At 49.1% G+C, this 17,416-nt stretch carries 14 protein-coding genes and 1 pseudogene; 7 read left to right on the top strand and 8 right to left on the bottom strand.

The window, feature by feature from the left end:
• Positions 1-40: 40 nt before the first annotated feature.
• The 3 genes from creD (at position 41) to BRW63_RS12445 (ending at position 3,137) form a co-directional block, all read left to right on the top strand.
• Entirely contained in the window at positions 41-1,396 is a 1,356-nt protein-coding gene (gene creD / locus BRW63_RS12455; RefSeq protein ID WP_073071587.1) for a cell envelope integrity protein CreD, read from the top strand.
• Between the two features lie 91 nt (positions 1,397-1,487).
• A complete protein-coding gene (locus BRW63_RS12450; RefSeq protein WP_073071585.1) occupies positions 1,488-1,892 on the top strand; it encodes a (2Fe-2S) ferredoxin domain-containing protein in 405 nt (134 codons plus the stop codon).
• Between the two features lie 759 nt (positions 1,893-2,651).
• Positions 2,652-3,137 (top strand): response regulator transcription factor, encoded by a 486-nt coding sequence (locus tag BRW63_RS12445; RefSeq protein WP_317615815.1) that lies wholly within the window; start codon positions 2,652-2,654, stop codon positions 3,135-3,137.
• Between the two features lie 67 nt (positions 3,138-3,204).
• Here BRW63_RS12445 and BRW63_RS12440 read toward each other — a convergent pair whose 3' ends face one another.
• Together BRW63_RS12440 and BRW63_RS12435 are read right to left on the bottom strand one after the other, a co-directional pair.
• A complete protein-coding gene (locus tag BRW63_RS12440; RefSeq protein WP_073071583.1) occupies positions 3,205-4,860 on the bottom strand; it encodes an iron uptake porin in 1,656 nt (551 codons plus the stop codon).
• A gap of 363 nt (positions 4,861-5,223) precedes the next feature.
• Positions 5,224-6,597, bottom strand: a complete 1,374-nt coding sequence (locus tag BRW63_RS12435) for a hypothetical protein (RefSeq protein WP_073071581.1) — start codon at positions 6,595-6,597, stop codon at positions 5,224-5,226.
• Positions 6,598-6,799: 202 nt separating this feature from the next.
• Here BRW63_RS12435 and msrA point away from each other — a divergent pair, with 202 nt between their 5' ends.
• Complete coding sequence (msrA, locus tag BRW63_RS12430; RefSeq protein WP_073071579.1) at positions 6,800-7,453, top strand: peptide-methionine (S)-S-oxide reductase MsrA; 654 nt, start codon at positions 6,800-6,802, stop codon at positions 7,451-7,453.
• On the opposite strand, the gene BRW63_RS12425 is transcribed toward msrA, so the two are convergent.
• The 4 genes from BRW63_RS12425 to trpS form a co-directional block, all read right to left on the bottom strand.
• Positions 7,450-9,372 (bottom strand): ATP-binding protein, encoded by a 1,923-nt coding sequence (locus BRW63_RS12425; RefSeq protein ID WP_073071577.1) that lies wholly within the window; start codon positions 9,370-9,372, stop codon positions 7,450-7,452. The two genes, msrA and BRW63_RS12425, sit on opposite strands and share 4 nt — an antisense overlap.
• 26 nt (positions 9,373-9,398) lie before the next feature.
• Positions 9,399-10,700 carry an ATP-binding protein gene (locus BRW63_RS12420; RefSeq protein ID WP_073071575.1) on the bottom strand — a complete coding sequence of 434 codons (1,302 nt, stop codon included), beginning with the start codon at positions 10,698-10,700 and terminating at the stop codon, positions 9,399-9,401.
• A gap of 76 nt (positions 10,701-10,776) precedes the next feature.
• Complete coding sequence (locus BRW63_RS12415; protein WP_073071573.1) at positions 10,777-11,706, bottom strand: methylenetetrahydrofolate reductase; 930 nt, start codon at positions 11,704-11,706, stop codon at positions 10,777-10,779.
• 301 nt (positions 11,707-12,007) lie between these two features.
• Positions 12,008-13,018 (bottom strand): tryptophan--tRNA ligase, encoded by a 1,011-nt coding sequence (gene trpS / locus BRW63_RS12410; RefSeq protein ID WP_073071571.1) that lies wholly within the window; start codon positions 13,016-13,018, stop codon positions 12,008-12,010.
• Between the two features lie 178 nt (positions 13,019-13,196).
• On the opposite strand from trpS, the gene BRW63_RS12405 reads away from it, so the two are divergent.
• Positions 13,197-14,141 (top strand): aldo/keto reductase, encoded by a 945-nt coding sequence (locus BRW63_RS12405; protein WP_073071569.1) that lies wholly within the window; start codon positions 13,197-13,199, stop codon positions 14,139-14,141.
• Here the strand turns inward: BRW63_RS12405 and BRW63_RS12400 are convergent.
• The gene (locus BRW63_RS12400; RefSeq protein ID WP_143162049.1) at positions 14,138-14,443 is read right to left on the bottom strand and encodes a hypothetical protein; all 306 of its coding nucleotides are present in this window, start codon (positions 14,441-14,443) and stop codon (positions 14,138-14,140) included. The two genes, BRW63_RS12405 and BRW63_RS12400, sit on opposite strands and share 4 nt — an antisense overlap.
• A gap of 240 nt (positions 14,444-14,683) precedes the next feature.
• Entirely contained in the window at positions 14,684-15,859 is a 1,176-nt protein-coding gene (locus BRW63_RS12395) for an aminotransferase class V-fold PLP-dependent enzyme (protein WP_073071565.1), read from the bottom strand.
• Between the two features lie 182 nt (positions 15,860-16,041).
• Here BRW63_RS12395 and BRW63_RS12390 point away from each other — a divergent pair, with 182 nt between their 5' ends.
• Positions 16,042-16,446 (top strand): hypothetical protein, encoded by a 405-nt coding sequence (locus BRW63_RS12390; RefSeq protein WP_073071563.1) that lies wholly within the window; start codon positions 16,042-16,044, stop codon positions 16,444-16,446.
• Positions 16,447-16,723: 277 nt separating this feature from the next.
• A pseudogene (locus BRW63_RS27235) lies at positions 16,724-17,131 on the top strand (iron uptake porin); the annotation flags it as partial.
• Positions 17,132-17,416: the final 285 nt, after the last annotated feature.

Here is a 17,416-nt window from a genome sequence, read left to right as displayed (position 1 = left end):
AGAAATGAATCAAAGCATTCAGCCTTCTTAATCGTCACCTATGTACGAGCAGCTAAAAAACTCTCAACTCGCCCGTCTTTTTTTAATCACGTTTCTGATTCTCGTTCTGCAAATTCCGACTGCGATGCTGCAAGGGTTGGTGAGCGATCGCCAAAACTTGCGTCAAGAAGCAATCAGCAGCATTACCTCTAATTGGGGACGTGAGCAGACTATCCTTGGGCCGCGGCTTTATGTGCCTTATATTCGGCGATCGCAGGTCGGCAAAGATGAAAAATCTGAAGTCAAATACGGCACCTTTTTGCCCGATGATTTGCAGGTGAGCGGCAAGCTCAAAACAGAAGTGCGCTATCGAGGCATTTTTGAAGTGCCAATCTATCAAACAAAACTAGATATTCGCGGTCGGTTTGTCCGTCCCGATGTCGTAAGTTGGGGAGTGCGTCCCGAAGATGTTTTGTGGGATCGCGCTGAACTGAGTTTGCAAATCTCGGATGCTCACGCCATTCAAACCCAAGCGACCCTGGACTGGAATCAAAAATCAATTCCGTTTACAGCCGGACAAGGCAAATATGGCGGCCCCGAACAAGGCATTCACGCCAATCTAAAAGACCAGATCAAGGGCGAAAGCTTTGATTTTGCAATTCCTCTCACGGTTAACGGCAGCGAGAAAATCGCCTTTGCGCCCTTTGGCAAAGTTACCAAAGTCAGCCTCAACTCTGACTGGACAAATCCCAGCTTTCAGGGCGTATGGTTACCCGACCAGCGATCGGTGACTTCCAAAGGCTTTGATGCCACATGGGATATTCCATCTCTCGGTCGCAACTATCCTCAACAGTGGAACAATGAATCACCCGTTAACCCCGAACTGATTCAAGCATCTCTGTTTGGAGTCGATCTGATTTCGCCCGTCGATAACTATCGCATGAGCGATCGCAGCATCAAATACAATTATTTGTTCTTGATTTTGACGTTTGCGGTGTTTTGGCTGTTTGAAACCGCAACTCGTCTGCGCGTTCATCCCTTGCAATATCTGCTGGTTGGGGTGGCGATGTCGATGTTTTATCTCTTACAACTGGCAATTTCTGAACACCTGGGGTTCAAAATCGGCTATCTAACCGCTACGGGTGCAGTAGTTATCTTGCTTACCGCCTATTCGACATCAGTGCTGCGAGCTAAAAAACGGGGCGCGATCGTCGGAGTCATGCAGGCAGCACTCTACAGCTATCTCTATGTGGTGCTGGCAAACCAAGACTATTCGCTATTAATGGGTTCGATCGGACTATTTGTCTTCCTGGCGATCATCATGTATTTCACCCGCCGCATGGAGTCGCTAGAGCCGCCTCTCAGCCCCAAGCGTGTAGAACCGCAACCTGAGCCACCTTCTCCAGAAACACTTTGATTGAGAACTCAGTTCAGTCAAGTTAAGCTCAAGGGTAGGGAAAGATTTCCCTACCTTTTTTGATCAGTCAATCTATAAAATCTTCTAATCAATGACCTCGCAAACCGATTTAACGAAATGTGTTGAATCTTTAGGACTCGCTCAAATCCAACGTCACGTCTTGATCTGTGCCGACCAAACAAAACCCTTATGCTGTTCTAAAGAAGCAGGGTTGGTTGCTTGGAACCATCTAAAAAACCGTTTAAAGGAACTCAAACTCGACACCCCGACGATCGAGCGTCCTGACTGCATCTTTCGCACTAAAGCTAACTGTTTGCGCGTTTGCGATCAGGGCCCGATTATGGTGGTCTACCCTGACGGAGTTTGGTATCGAGCCGCTAGCCCAGAAATTATCGATCGCATCATCCAAGAACACTTAATTGAGAACAAAATTGTGCAGGAATACGCATTCCTAACCCATCCGCTGCCAACTCCCGTCAAGTCTGATGCAACTTAAGACCCACGCAAACCTCGGAGGTTTAACCAAGAATCAAGCATCGTGACCGACAGTGGCTTAAACCTCCGAGGTTTTGGTAAAGTCAAATCTGCTGTGTTTAGTCGCGTAGCGACGAGTTCTCTAAACCCCTTTCGGTTTATTAGACCTCCTGCATGAATAAAATTCTCGACGTAAATCACCCTGCGATCTCGCCCCCTAACCCCCAATTCGGGAGGAACTGGAGTTCAAAGTCTCCCAGAATTGGAGGATTTAGGGGGCGTTTCCAGATTTGTGCAGGTTTATTGCTGCACCGATCTTAAGGCGGCAAAAAAACATCTGTCTCCTAAATTGCGATCGGCTCATTAGCCAGAGAGTGTTAAATTTTCCGAGCAGTCGTATATAATGACACGAGAAACAAAGGGTAATTAATTTACGCTTTAGTCAACGACCAGAAATAAACAACTTTTCGCTGGCTGCTTCAAAGCTTCTCACAAGAAAAACAGGGCTTAACAAAGTTTCCGTTAACTTAGACGGCTAGTTTTGTAAAATATGTCAGTTAATAGAACTCAGTTTCTAACCGTTAATCCCGATTCAGGCAGAGCGAGTGTCACAGCATGAAGGAAACCAGCGCCGGAAATCACAAACGATTGCTGTTGATTGATGATGACCCTAACTTGATTTTGCTAGTCAAAGATTACCTTGAGTTTCGCGGCTATAAAGTCATCACTGCCGAAAACGGTCGTGAGGCTCTAGAAGTTTTAGAGCAAGAAACGCCAGATTATGATTATCTGCGATGTCATGATGCCAGAGATGGACGGCTACTCGCTGGTGAGCGCCATCCGCCAAGACCCCAAAACCAGTTGGATTCCGGTGCTATTTCTCTCGGCAAAAGGGCAGAGTCAAGACCGCGTGAAAGGACTCAACATTGGCGCAGACGTGTATATGGTTAAGCCGTTTGAGCCAGAAGAATTAGTCGCTCAAGTTGAGTCTTCTCTCAAGCAAGCTTCGCGACTGATTCAGCACAAAGACTCTAGAGGGGGAGACAACACGCCCAAGATTCAGGTGCCGTTTGACGTTGAGTTAACGCCGACTGAGCTGCGGGTAGTGCAATTTGTGGCGCGGGGCATGGCAAACCGAGAGATTGCTGAAGAGTTAAATGTCAGTCAACGCACGATCGAGAGTCACGTCAGCAACATGCTGGGCAAAACTGGGCTACACAATCGCACTGAGTTGGCACGGTGGGCGATCGAAAACAGCATGGCGTAGGTCACTCTTTTCATTTTTAAATAGTCACCCATGGATAAGCCCATCGGTGACTATTTGTTTGTCCAGACTAGAACGTGAACGTTGCACGAACGGTGCCAATCACCACATCATTATTGCGGTTGTCATGATTGGGAGCCGTCAGCCAAACAATGCCAGGAGTGAGGGCAATGTTGTCAGTCAACTGATATTGATAGAAGCCTTCGACGTGCAGAGAAGTGTCACGATCGCGCCCAAAAGCTTGCCCTAACGCACCACGACTGCCTGTGACTTTAGGTTCTTGACCGACGATAATGCCTGCCAGGTTGCCTTTTTTGCCCAGGTCGGGAAACGCCAAACCGACTTGCCAGTTCCAGATATCAAAACTGCCTCTGCCACCTGTTACAGCCTGAGCGTTGGTATAGCCAACAGAGCCGTTGATATTAATCTTAGGACTTAGCTGAAAGGACGCTTCAATGCCGTAGGCATCGGTAGAGAAGGCTTCCCCTGTGCTTTCGCGAAAGTTGGCAAGGTCACTGCCGACGCTGCCGTTTGCAGTAAAGTCGTTGTTGTAGGCATGAATGTAGGTTAACCCTAATGCTAGGGCTTCGCTGGGCTTAAAGGTCAACTGGGCGATCGCGCCATACGACCCGTTAAACAACCCCGCTCCATTAGCTGGGTTAGCCGGATCGTTGGCCAGATAGCCTAAGCTGAGTTCCAAAGCATCGCTAAACGAGTGTCTGAGACCCAAACCTGCCCCATTCACCAGATAGTAGATCGAGTTGCGAGTGCCAAAGTGGGTCAAGGCACCTGTTGCGCCGTCCCCATCTAAATAGGGATTGAGCGTGTCGGTGAAATCGTCGATCGCTCCGGCATTTGCTTCGATCGTGACCGTCGTCTTGCTACCTAAAGGAAACTGATAGAGCAGGGCATCAATTGCGACTGAGTTATCACCATCGGCTGCAAACCGGAAGTTTCCTTCCCGTGTCAGTAAGTCGCCATTTACTCTATCCGTAGGCAGCGCTGCTAGGTTGAAAGCCTGTAGACGGGTTCTCAGCAAGTCATTGCCCGTGAAGCTGGTGTCAAAGTTGAGACGAACGCGATCGCCGATGATCGTATTCTTCGAGACTTCTCGACCACTGATCGTTCTGCCTGCTGCAACCCCTGCAATGCCGATCACCACTTCTCCACTGAGCTTGGTGGTCGTCGAAAATTGCTGCTTTTCTAACGCTCCCGTGCGCGCTTCTAGCGCATCAACTCGACCGCGCAAAGTTGCCAGTTCTACAGCAAATTCTTCCTGGAGTCTTTGCAGAATTGCAAGGTCTTCTTTCTTGACTAAATCAGCCGTGGCGGCAGCAATCAGTTCATTGATGCGATCGAGACACGCATTTAAGCCTGCCGCAAACTCAAAGCGAGTCGTAGCGCGATTGCCGCGAAAGGTTTTGTCGGGATATCCCACAATGCAGCCATAGCGCTCAACTAAAGATTGCAGCGCCTGAAATGCCCAGTCAGTCGGGCGCACATCTGACAGTTGAGAAACTGAGGTGACTTGAGATAAGGCAGTCTCGCTCGAATCACTGACCTCAGACTCTAAGGTTGTCTCGGCGGCTTGAGCAAGCTGCATCGGCTCAGTCTTAGCAGACACCACTGCTGGAACGTCAGCCGCAGTTGCCACCGATGAAACGGTTAGACTGGCTGCCACGATCGCTGGGTTTAGCCAGAAAGTCTTGAAAAGAAGGTTCGTCATAGGGGTCGTGGCCTCACATCAGGTGAATGAATGGGTTGCGTTAGTGGATTTGCTCAACTCAATGAAAGCCAATCAAATCTACAAAATGATAATAATTATCGTTCTTATTCGCTTGCTTGGACGATAACTCTTAACCGTCTTATTATGTTTTGATGAACCTTGTCAAGCTTTTTTGCCATTAATTCTCAATAAGCTTAGAGCCACTGGCTCACCAAGACCCTCTGATATCCCCCCCTAGGGGATCAAGAACGAGTATAGATCTTGCTTTATTACTGCTGATCAGTACGCCTTATTGAGAGGCTTTTCACAGAATTGCTTCTTCTCTTTTAAGGGTGTTGAGGCGCTTGTAGCTAAGAATTGTGTCTAAAGTGCGTCTATTTGGTTTAATAACTTGGTGATTTGAGCGCGGCTTGCTGGAGACTCTTGGGGTTGTTTCTTTAACCACGCGATCGCCCTCGGTTTATCTTGCTGCGCCATCAGAATCAGCGCTCCCCAAGTTTGCACATCCTGCCGAGTTGGATTCACCCGCAGCAGGGCGCTGATTCGCTTCCACAACCGCCCTGAGTCACTCTTTAAAAGACTAGTGATCTCGTCTCGATCGTTCGGGGACGCTTGCAGCACTTGCGTTGCTTTTGCCCATCGTCCATCCACGAGATTGACTAAAACCTGTTGACTCACATTTGCCCAAGGTTTTTCGGCTTGCGATTTTGTGACTTGAGCGTGGCGCTCTACCAAATCCATTTGCGCTTGGGCATTGGCTGACCACCCTACTCGGCGATTTTTAACCGATCGCAAAAACTCCAAAGCGGTTGACCACAAGCCGTTTCGCGCTAAAAAAAGAGCATCGACAAACGCACCATTGTCTAACGCGGGTTCGGTGAGCGAAACCGGGAGAAGCTGTAGCGGATCGGGGACAAACTTGCGCGCTCTTACCTGATAAGCTTCAAAACGGGGTTCTAGCCCGATCGATTGATTGACGACCAGCGTAGACAGCATGCCCTTCGCTCGTTTTTGCCAGACTGGAGCTTCTCCGATCGGGCTTGTCCAGCGCAGCAAAATGCTCAAGTGAGTCTGACCGGGGTTGTAGTGAACAATTTCTCCATAGGCAACTGAGTGGTCTCCTTGCGATCGCTGCCCGCTCAGGTTGAGCCAAACGCCCTGGGATGGCGCTTTATCTTCAAAGCGTTGCAGTGTGGTCAGGGGCAGGGCACGGGTTGAGCCTTGATCGTCGCCGCCCGCCTCTGCAAACGGTGCCAGCACAAATGACTCGTCTACCCCAGTGATCGGAAGCTGACTGATTAGCTGAAGATAGTCTTGTTTGCCCCGACGATGACTCTCAAGAATCGGACGATAAACTCTTAGCTCTGTAACGCGATCGCAATCAAGGTCACAGGATTCTCTGCGAGTCAACACGGGCAACAGCAGATCTGAAGATTTTTTAGCCGCTTTTAGATTGGTTTCTAATAAAAGCGGGTCGCCAGTCGTGCGTCCGGTTTTCTTCAGGGCTGCCTGCAATTCTGTTAGGGTTCTCAGGTCATCCGACCCTACGACTAAAATTTTTGACCCTTCTGGCAGATATTGATTGAGCCAAATCACCGATCGCGGATCGAGAATAAATTCTACACTCAGCCATGCCCCGCAGATCAGCAGCGCTACCGCTCCTGACAGCAGCCCGATCGCGCCCACCGTTCCCCATTTGATTTGAAAAAACGCCCTAGAAATTGAAAAGGGTTTCATGATTTCAGAGAAACGAAAATTGCCGTGATAGAGATGACAGACGACCCCTAAAAAGAATGTTATACGCGGTATGGAGGATTAGAGACTAACCCTTTATAAAAATAAGTTGGACGATCGGACGGTTCCCAACACTTGAGCCTGCAAAGAGATACGTTAATATAAGGACGTGTAAAGATTCATCTCGAAAATAGAGTTAAAACGCATGGTGTTATTCGGATTTGGCAAAAAGCAGAGCTTGCCCACCCCTGAAGAAGCCTTACCAGGGCGGGCAGAAAAGATGCCAGTGCCTTCAAGCCACTATGTCAACGGCAACCCACTCCAGCCGCCATTCCCAGCCGGAATGCAGACGGCTCTATTTGGCTTTGGCTGTTTTTGGGGCGCAGAGCGTAAGTTTTGGCAGCAAAACGGGGTCTTCACGACCGCAGTCGGATACGCAGCCGGAGCTACCCCAAACCCTACTTATCAAGAAGTCTGCTCAGGGAGAACTGGACATAACGAAGTCGTTCTAGTCGTCTTCGACCCCAGCGTGGTCAGCTATGAAGACCTGCTGAAAGTCTTTTGGGAGAGCCACAACCCAACGCAAGGGATGCGCCAAGGTAACGATGTTGGAACGCAGTATCGATCGGGCATCTACGTCTATTCTGACGAGCAGCGCCGACTCGCAGAAGCGTCTCGCGATGTCTATCAGCAAGCGCTAAAGCAAGAAGGGCACGGAGAGATTTCGACTGAGATTATAGATGCGCCTGAGTTTTACTACGCAGAAGCCTATCACCAGCAGTATCTTGCTAAAAATCTCGGTGGATATTGTGGGCTAGGTGGCACGAAGGTTTGCTTTCCTAGTGTCGAAGTCAGTTAATTCACATTACTGGCTTTCGAGATGATCTCTTCTAAAAAGCGGCTCACAGCTTCGTAGAGTGGCGCAGGCAGATTCTTCTCGAACCATTGCCGCACATAAGCCATCGTCGTCAGATTTAGCTCTTGAGTCGTGAAGATTTCTTTGAGTTCTTCTAATCGCTCTAGCGCTCGGTCTTTCACCTCAGAAGGCGCGTTATCTTCGACGAGTTTCCACACGTCGCTAAACTTGTTTTGCAAGTTTGTCAAATCGCTCTCTAAGACAATCTCTGACACGGCTTCTGAAGGGAAATCGCGATCGCTCACAGGGTTCAAACTCGGTGGAAAGACTGTCTTGAAGTAGCCACTATATTTCTCTTCTTTATAGATCTTCTCCAGCAGCTCATAGATCTCTGGGTTATCTGGAGCAATTTCCAAGGCTTGCTTTAATGCTGCTTTTGCTTCTTCTAAATGTCCTTCATCTCCAAGTTCTTCGCCATATTCCCATAAGGCTTGGAGAAACCCATCTTTTGCCCGCACGGGATCAACGCGGTAGGCACGATCGTAATATTTCACCGCTTGACTAAAGTTGCGAATCTCCATCACGCACTCTGCGAGATCAAACAGGGCCCCAAAGTGGTTGGGGTTTGCCGCCAAAATGGGACTGAGCCGACTGATAATGCTCAGGGTGACTCCAAACGGACGCGCTTTTTTGATTTCTTGATAGAGATGGTCAATTTCGGGGTCAAGCCGCTCTAGTTCCCAAATTTCGTGCTGGAGGGCGTGTCGTCTGACCAACCATCGCCTGACTAACTCGATCGTCACTCGAAACGTGGCAATTCTGGGCGGAATGCTGGTTCCGGTGGGTCGATTTGACCCCACAGGTTGCAGAAACTTCCAGTCAGAGAGATGAAACACAGCATCGTGTAGAGGCGGCGTGAGACTGACTCCGAGATCGCGCAGCAGCGCTAGTGGCTCTTCTTGGGTGAAACTTAAAATTGAGGCATCGTCAGCCTGATCAGCGATCAGTTTCGTCTCAGGCACTTCGGCGGCGGCTGCGAAAACGACTCGTTCTGGAATCGGCAATCCATCCCAAAACCAAGCTAACCCGCCTTCACCGAGTTCGAGGGCTTTTTCGACAATGCTGTCAACATCGGCGCGAGTCACCTGCCAGCGATTTTCTTCTCTGGCGTGAGAAAACACGGCAAAACAAACCACTTGCGTAAAGTAAGGATGACCTGCTGAAAGTTCTAAAATTGCGTCGATCGCGTCTTGGCTATAGTCCAGCAAACCCTCGGCAGGTTTGGTGATCAGCCGTTCTGCACTGCGGCGATCGAGTAGCCCAACTTCTTGATTGGGTGCCTCACGAAATAGGCTCACTAGTTCGGGCAAGTCGTTGAGTTGCCGCCCCACCACTGGAATGATGTAGAGATCAGGATGGTGATAAACCTCCGATTGGAGATATTGAAACAGATGTCCTGCTGCTACTTTAAGGCTGTAGAACGCGTCAAATTCGTCGAGCAACAGCACTAGATTTTGAACGTTGAGGGCTTGGCGCAGTTGTAGAAGGAAACGATCGACAAAAGTCCTGGGATCAGCTTCTAGTTCTGCGATCGAGGGCAGTGCGATCGCGTCCATCAAACTAAAGTGCTCTAGCGAATCTCTCGCGAGTTCGTGCAAAACTTCACCGAGGGGTTTTTGGCTGTCGCCCTCTAGTGAAAGCGGAACAAAGGCAAACTGTTCCAAGTCAACGAAATTAGGAATCTGCGCCAGCACCGATGACTTCCCAATGCGGCGCTGACCGTGCAGCAAAATCACTTGAGAACCCTTGTAGAGGCTGTCTTCCACGAACCGAAACAGACTCTCGCGTCCAAAAAATAAGTTCGGCTCCGTAATCGGGCGACCGATAATGTAAGGATTTCTCCGAGCGATCGGAAAACGCATAGATAAGTTTTAGCTATTTGGCTAGATTAACCCTGGATCAATCCCTTCGGCAATGCTGCCGACACTTTTCCCAACCATTCCAGGATAGATGGCACCTCTTCTCTATGCTGCCACAACCAGCGAATTGCTTTTGTAACGTTCTCTGCCTGTTTGTGACTCATGAGATTGAGGAAGCCTTTTTGGCGATCGTGAAGGGTCTCTTCGGTGCTGTTTTCAATTTCCTTGACCACCCACCATTCCATCATTGAAGAGGCAAACTCATAGGACTTTTGGCTGTCCTGCATTTGCGATATCACCACGCCTCGCTCTTCTAAATCGGTCAATTCTCGTTCTTTTTGGCTAAAGACAAGATTGGTGTCACCTAGATCATAGTGTTTTTTATGCAGGCGACCTTTTAACCCACAGAGGGCAATCAGCATCATCAGCGTTTGCTCGATCTCACTAGCCAGATTCCACATGTCTTCAAAATAGTGAACGGTGGTGCGCTGAAAATCTTTTGCAAATGCCTCCGCGTTGGGAATGTGACCCGTCCGCAGTTCACGATAGAGCAGATGTCCGGCGTTTTGCAGCAAAGCCGGGTTGCCGTCAGCAATCTCTCGAATGCCGTCTCTGAGCGCTGGGGTCATCGGCATACAGCCTAGCAGCGCCGCCACTTCTGTCTCGTCAAAAGGCTTGAGAGGCTGAAATAAATAGTGGTTATACCACGGAGAGCCATCGGGTTTTAATTTAGGCCCAAGTTCATTAAGCCGTCGCAGTGAAGTGACGACCATCGAGAGAAACTGCCGCTCTCTGGAGTGAGAAGCAATGTTTCGGCAATCGCTCAAGAAAACAGCAATGTCACTATCGCTATAGCCTGCTTGCGATCGCAGCGCCGCATCATAATCATCGACCAGCAGCACGAGAAATTTGTTTTGCTTGCCTAGATATCGCAGCATCGATCGTAGCCCGTCCTTCGTCGTGTTGCCCTGCTCCAAGAACTTACCAACTTCTGTCTGCAATACTGGCTCTTTTTCTAAAGCCTCTTGGGTAAGCAGCATGATCTCGCGCCAGAAGTTGACAGCACTAAATGGAGTAATGCTCAAACAACTCAGCAAAACGATAACTGCGCTAGAGGGATCATGTCCTCTCAGTTGCCACGCTTTGGGGGAAGCTAGAAGTTCTAAAAACGACGATTTGCCAATGCCAGGCCCGCCCCAGATGGCGAGATTGCTGCGACTGAGAATCTGATCAAACGCGGTCTCGATCGCAGAGGTGCGCCCCGCAAAACAATCTGGCGGAACGGGTCTACCGACAATAAAGGGATTTTGAGTGATCGGGCTTTCAGTCATCGGCAGTTCTCCTGGATCGGAGTAGGGCAGTGCTTTATACCTTCGATCGTAGCCCGAACCCCTTTAGATTAGCTACTCACGCCGTAACAGGAGTTGCTTTACTCAACGGTGCGACTCCTGCCAGGTCAAGAATTTGCGGAATCAGATCTTCTCGCTTCACCGCCATCATGTGTACGCCTTGACAGAGTTGGCGAGCGGTTTGCACCTGTTCTGCGGCAATCATCACGCCTTCTTGCAGAGGATCAGAGGCGCGTTCTAAGCGATCGATAATGTGTTCTGGAATTTGAACTCCTGGCACACAGCGATTAATAAATCGAGCATTTTTTGCAGACTTGAGCAGAAAGATTCCCGCTAAGATGGGCTTTCCGGCAGGTGAACCGAGGTGATCCATAAATTTTTCTAAGCGATCGAAGTCCGAAATTAGCTGACTCTGAAAAAATTGCGCCCCCGCCTCTACCTTGCGCTCAAACCGACGCTGTAAACCTGACCAACTCCCACACTGCGGGTCAACTGCCGCGCCGACAAATAGACTGGTTTCTCCATCAGTTAGAGGCTGATCCTTCCAATCAGCGCCTAAATTGAGCTTGGCGATCAGTTGCAGCAAGCGCACTGACTCTAGCTCAAACACGGCTTTTGCATCCACATGATCGCCTGCCTTCACGGGGTCGCCCGTCAACGCCAAAATGTTGTAGATCCCTAGTGCGTGGGCACCGAGCAGATCGGCTTGTAAGCTGATGCTGTTGCGATCGCGGCACGCCACTTGGCAAATCGGCTCGATGCCCTGTTGCAGCAGCAGCGCTGACGACACGAGCGAACACATCCGCATCACGGCTCGACTGCCGTCTGTGATATTCACCGCATGGACTCGCCCTTTGAGCAGTTGCGCCATCTCCAGCATATGAGCAGGGTTGCCGCCTTTAGGAGGAGCCACTTCAGCCGTGATCAAAAATTCGCCAGACTGAGCAGCAGAGCGGAACGATGGGAGCGGGTGTGAAGGGTGAGACATGGGCGATCGGGGTTAGAGCTTTAGCTATAGGGTATCGGTGATTGGTTCAAAATCTGAAGCTGATCCCAGCAATTTACAGGAACTTAAAGTTCAGCACCGCATACCCTCATAGATCCTGAGTAATCCAGGATTCTTCATCGGTAAATGGTCTGAATTTTGGCATTCCTGAACGTAGGGATGATCTGAGTAGGGGCAATCTCTACGTGGTTGCCCTCCGTCAGGGGTAGGCACGGGGGCGCTACCCCTACAGCCATTCGACCCCTCTGATTTTGCAACGCCGGAGTTTCTACCGTTCTCTTTTTTAAAGAGGCAAGGTATATCCCATTGCTTTCTTCGCTTTGGTTAGGGTTTCGTTGGCGATCGCAGATGCTTTTTCGCGTCCGCTTCGCAGCACCGATTCTAGATATCCCTGGTCATCCATGATGGCTTTATATTTTTCTTGGATTGGCTGCAAGGCACTAATCATCGTTTCTGTCAGCAATGGTTTGAACTGCCCCCAGCCCATCTCTCGACATTCTGCGGCAACGGCTTCTTTGGTCTGGTTAGACAAAATCATATACAGCGTCAGCAGGTTGTTGCACTCAGGACGCTCAGGATCACCAAACACTAGCCCTCGAATCGGGTCAGTTTTGCAGCGCTTAATCTTGTTTTGAATCACCTCTGGCGGGTCTAGCAAATTGATCCGGCTCAACTCAGACGGGTCAGACTTTGACATTTTGCGAGTGCCGTCGGTGAGGCTCATCACTCGTGCGCCTTCCGATCGGATCAGCGGAGCGGGACGTTTGAGAACTGGCTGTTCAGGAGTGGCAAACTTGTGATTAAACCGATCGACTAAATCGCGAGTCAGTTCTAAATGCTGTTTTTGATCTTCGCCGACGGGCACTTTATCTGGCTCATAGAGCAAAATATCAGAAGCCATCAGCACCGGGTAAGTCAGTAAGCCCGTTCCCACGTCTTGCCCCTGTTTCACCGCTTTCTCTTTAAACTGGATCATGTCTTCTAGCCAGTTGAGCGGCGTAATGCAGCTTAACAACCAGGCAAACTCGGTGTGCGCCGGGACGTGTGACTGCACAAAAATCGTAGTGTATTGTAAATCTAAGCCACAAGCGAGATAGAGCGCTGCGATCGTGTAGGTATCTGCCGCCAGCGTTTCTGGGTTGTGGGGCACCGTAATGGCATGGAGGTCTGCTAAGAAGAAGTAGTTATCATATTGACTTTGCCCTTCGACCCAGTTGCGAATGGCTCCTAGATAATTACCGAGGTGAAGATAGCCCGTGGTTTGAATGCCAGAAAGAACTCGCTGCCTTGTCATAAGTTTGAAGAGTGAAACAGGTTAAAGCGCCTGTCGATATCATTAAGAGAGGTAACAACTGAGTCGTGCTGCTGAAGAAACAGTCTTCAGTTCACCTATTATCACCTGCAACCTAACCCAGTTTTCAAAGCTTCAGTCTGTATTTGTGACTAAGGGTCTTACTTTTAATGTTTCTCTTATGAATTCTCAACTAGATTCTGGTTTAAAGCCGCTGGTGGTCGGCTGCTGGCAGATCGACGATCGGAGTTGGAAAGCTATCCCAGAAGCCAAGCTAGAACGGGCGATCGATACCTATCTAACGTTGGGGAGCAAAGGTTTTGACACCGCAGACATCTACGGGCGCAGTGAACAAGTTTTAGGACGGTTGCTCAAAGGACGCGACACGATCGTGCTGACGAAAGCGGTCTTTTTTAGTGGAATTCCGACTCCTAACCAGATTCGCAGCAAAATTGAAAACTCGTTACGGACTTTGCAGCGCGATCGCCTCGATTACGTTCAAGTTCACTGGCATAATCCTCAGCTTGATTTTTCTTCGACCTTTGCACTGCTCAATGAATGGGTCGAGCAAGGTAAAATCGTCAAACTGGGCGTGACAAACTTTGATACTCCGATGCTAGAAAAAGCTTTGCAAATGGCTCCGATCGCGACTCATCAGGTGCAATACAGCTTGATCGATCGTCGGGTCGAAGCGTCAATGCAAGCGCTCTGCCTCAAACACAACATCAGACTTCTCGCCTATGGCCCTCTAGCAGGGGGATTTCTATCTGACAAGTTTCGCGGGGTGAAAGCGCCCCAAAATGCTGCTGACCACGCTCGATCGTTTTATTACAGCAATATGATTCGGACTCACGGCGGCTGGTCGGCTGTGTTGGATCTGTTAGAAACGCTGGCGCAAATTGCCCAAAAATATGAAAAGACGATCGCTCAGGTTGCCTTAAACTGGGTCAGCCAACAGCAGGGCGTAGAAGCCGTGATTTCTGGGTTGACCCTCGATCGTCAGCAGATTCAGCACAATGTTGAAGCATTTACCTGGAGTCTGGAATCGAGCGATGTGCAACAGTTATCAGAGCGATCGTCAACGTTGTTTCAGCAAACGGGCGATGTTTACTCCTATGAGCGTTAGTCACGTCGCCCTTTCGATTCGATACTTTTTTCGAGACATCGTTCTAGAAGCTCTACTCGATGAATACACCGAAAGCGACGAGGGTTGAGAACTACTGGGTAAGTCCGCTCTCCTAAAGGTTGGTTGAGATATTGCCAGAGCGGGAAATCGAATTTGAGAAGATTTGAAAGCATGAGGGAGGTATCCAGGTAGCAGGGATGAGCAGACACCCACTCGAAAAAAATCACCTGTCGGGAGTCTGCCAACTTTAAGATGCCCAACTCTGGCAACATTCTTTTGATAGAGATCGTGGAATCTTTCATCGCATCTTCGATCGCGAGAGGGCATGTGTGCTAACGATCGCGAGAGGGCATTCGATAGAAGTGGTTCACTCCGATGATGAATTCGGGAAGCCCCCTAAATCCCCCAAAATTGGGGGACTTTGAACCGGAAGTTTTGGCTTGAAGTCCCCCAAATTGGGGGATTTAGAGGGCAGAAGCCGCTGAGAACGAAGCGAAAAACCTCGTCGAACTCACGTTAAATCAAATTGGGATGACTCAAGTCTAGTGATGGGCCGATAGTTCTACGATCGCTTGCCCTAACTTGTCGTACTGATCCAATGTGTTGTAAATCTGGGCAGAAATGCGAACTAATCGGTTAGGCGCAGATGGGTAGGGCACGATCGGAACTTCAATCCCAAACTTTTCTAACAGCGCATCCTGCAACTCAATATACGACCCATCGGATAGCGGCACCGTTGCTAAAGAGCCAATCATCTGATCGGGGCAAGGCGGCGCAACCTCCAAGATTTCGCAAAGAATTTTTCTGGCAGCGATCGCCTTAGCTCGATTCTGAGCCATCAACTCAGACCAGCCACCCGGCAACAGTGACCCCATAAATCGGATCGCTTCTGGGACACATAGATAAGCGGTGGGATCATCGGTTCCTGTCCAGTCAAACTCTAAACGAAATTGAGACCGATCGCAGCGTGGCGAATTGGCTCCGTGACTGATGGTTAAAGGACGAATCTCAGCTTGTTTGTCGCGTTGCACATATAAAAAAGCGGCTCCTTTAGGGGCGCAGAGCCATTTATGACAGTTGCCTGTGTAGTAAGTGGGGGCGATCGCCGTCAAATCCAGAGCGACCATTCCAGGTGCGTGGGCACCATCAATCAGCGTATCGACTCCTTGAGCGGTCAATGCGTGAATGATCTCCGCGATCGGAAACACCAATCCCGTTTGACTGGTAATGTGATCCAGCAATGCCAGACGAGTTTTTGAAGAAACGGCTTGCAGAATTAGCTCGATCGCTTGTTGAGCAGACTCGATCGGGTAAGGGACTTCTGCCACCACAATTTTTGCGCCCGATCGCGCTGCCACAAACTCCAACGCATTTCGACAGGCGTTATACTCCTGATTGGTGGTCAGCAGTTCGTCTCCAGGCTCAAACGTGAGAGAACGCAGAATCGTGTTGATTCCAGTCGTAGCATTGGGCACAAAGGCCAGATCGTCGGCATCTGCACCCACAAACGCGGCGAGATCAATTCGTGCCTGGTCAAGCAACTGTTCTAAATCTCGCCCAAAAAATTGCAGCGGCTGTCGCTCAATGCGCTGGCGTAGGTGTTGTTGTAGTGCCAACACTGGCAATGGACACGCGCCAAACGAGCCGTGATTGAGAAACACGATCGCAGGGTCAAGCGACCAATATTGCGCCCAATTTGGTTGTGATGGTTTGATCATAAGTTATGCCAATTTGATTGATGCAACAGTAGGGACATGGCACTGCCGTGTCCTTTTACAGACGATCGCAATTGTTTTTGAAATTGGTATTAATTAGTTGACCACAATGGGATGGGGATCGCAAAATTATAAATCAATCGAATTTCGATCAACAATAGAGGAAATGGCATTGAGGTCAAACGATGGGACAGTGTGAACGGCTAGTTTTGATGGCAGAAGATGAGTTAACGCAATACAGCACTGATGCCCGCAAGATTGAAAAACTGAGACAGAAGATCGGTTTATCAGTCAACGCCAAAGACCAGCAGGAAGTTAAAGAAACGCTGTTAGCAGAGATGCCCACCGACCCGATTCGCAAGTTAGTCGAAACCCAGCGTCAGACCGCGGCTTTGCCGTTTTGGGGAATCGCTGGTTTAGGTTTGCTGTTTGGAATTTCATCATTTCAGCCTTTAGATTTTATTGCCACGATCGTCGGGGGTGCGATCGCGTTCAACATCCAAAAACTGGGCTGGCAGCTTCAGGCAAAGCGGCTGATTATCCGCACGTTAGAAGACATTGAAGAACGCCGGAAAACTCCGATCGCGTGAGTGAGTGTAAGCAAATCACGAAACAATTTTGCAAAATATAGCAAGATTGTATTGGCGATCGCAAGATAATATTCAACTTCAATTGGCAAGGGTGCTAGAGTTGCCACATTCTTTAATTGCACCGATTGCAAACACTATAGTTTTTTGAACAGAGACGAGCAAGTGAACTTCTTAGAGTTTCAGTTGTGGATGAACGATCGCTTCCATAACACACTCAACTGATATTACTGCAAGTAAATAATTGTGGTTAAGGTAACTTCATCAGTGGATGCAGATCATGACAATTAAAGTTTTGAGGACTTTATGGTTAGCTACTCTGGGGATATTGAGCATCGTTTTAGGAGGCTCTGATGCTCGGTCTGCCAGTTTGCCCCAGGCGGATGAAGGTTTCCAACTCCGATCGCGCAGTCAACCAGATTCTAATGATGTTGAAGAAGCTGACGAAATCGAACAAGTAACCTCAGTTTCTCAACTCACAGATGTTCAGCCAACCGATTGGGCATTTCAAGCGTTGCAATCTTTGGTAGAGCGCTATGGCTGCATTGTGGGTTATCCCGATCGTACTTACAAAGGCAACCAAGCGTTAAATCGATATGAGTTTGCGGCTGGCTTAAATGCTTGCTTGAACAAAATCAATGAACTGATTGCGGCTTCTACGGCTGATCTGGTCAAGAAAGAAGACTTGGTTGAAGTGGACCCCCAAGACCAGACGGTTTTCAGGGGGTGAATAAGCTAGGGATTGAGACTCTCAGATCCGTTCGCCTTCGTGTTTAAGGTCTCGATTGCTTTGTCATTCCATTTGTTTCTTTAGATTATCACAATATACTTGATTTGAGTAGGTAGGCGTAGAAAAGTTGAGTTGGATGAAGTTGTATTAAGTGTCTTCTGCCCTGAACCGAAAGCGTTCAACCGTATGTCCATGGGCTTTAGCTCTAGCATCTACCCCATCCATCACGGCATAGGCTAAATC

The sequence above is a fragment of the Phormidesmis priestleyi ULC007 genome (genome assembly GCF_001895925.1).
Lineage (GTDB): Bacteria > Cyanobacteriota > Cyanobacteriia > Leptolyngbyales > Leptolyngbyaceae > Phormidesmis_A > Phormidesmis_A priestleyi_A.
This window is presented reverse-complemented; position numbering and strand designations above follow the sequence as displayed.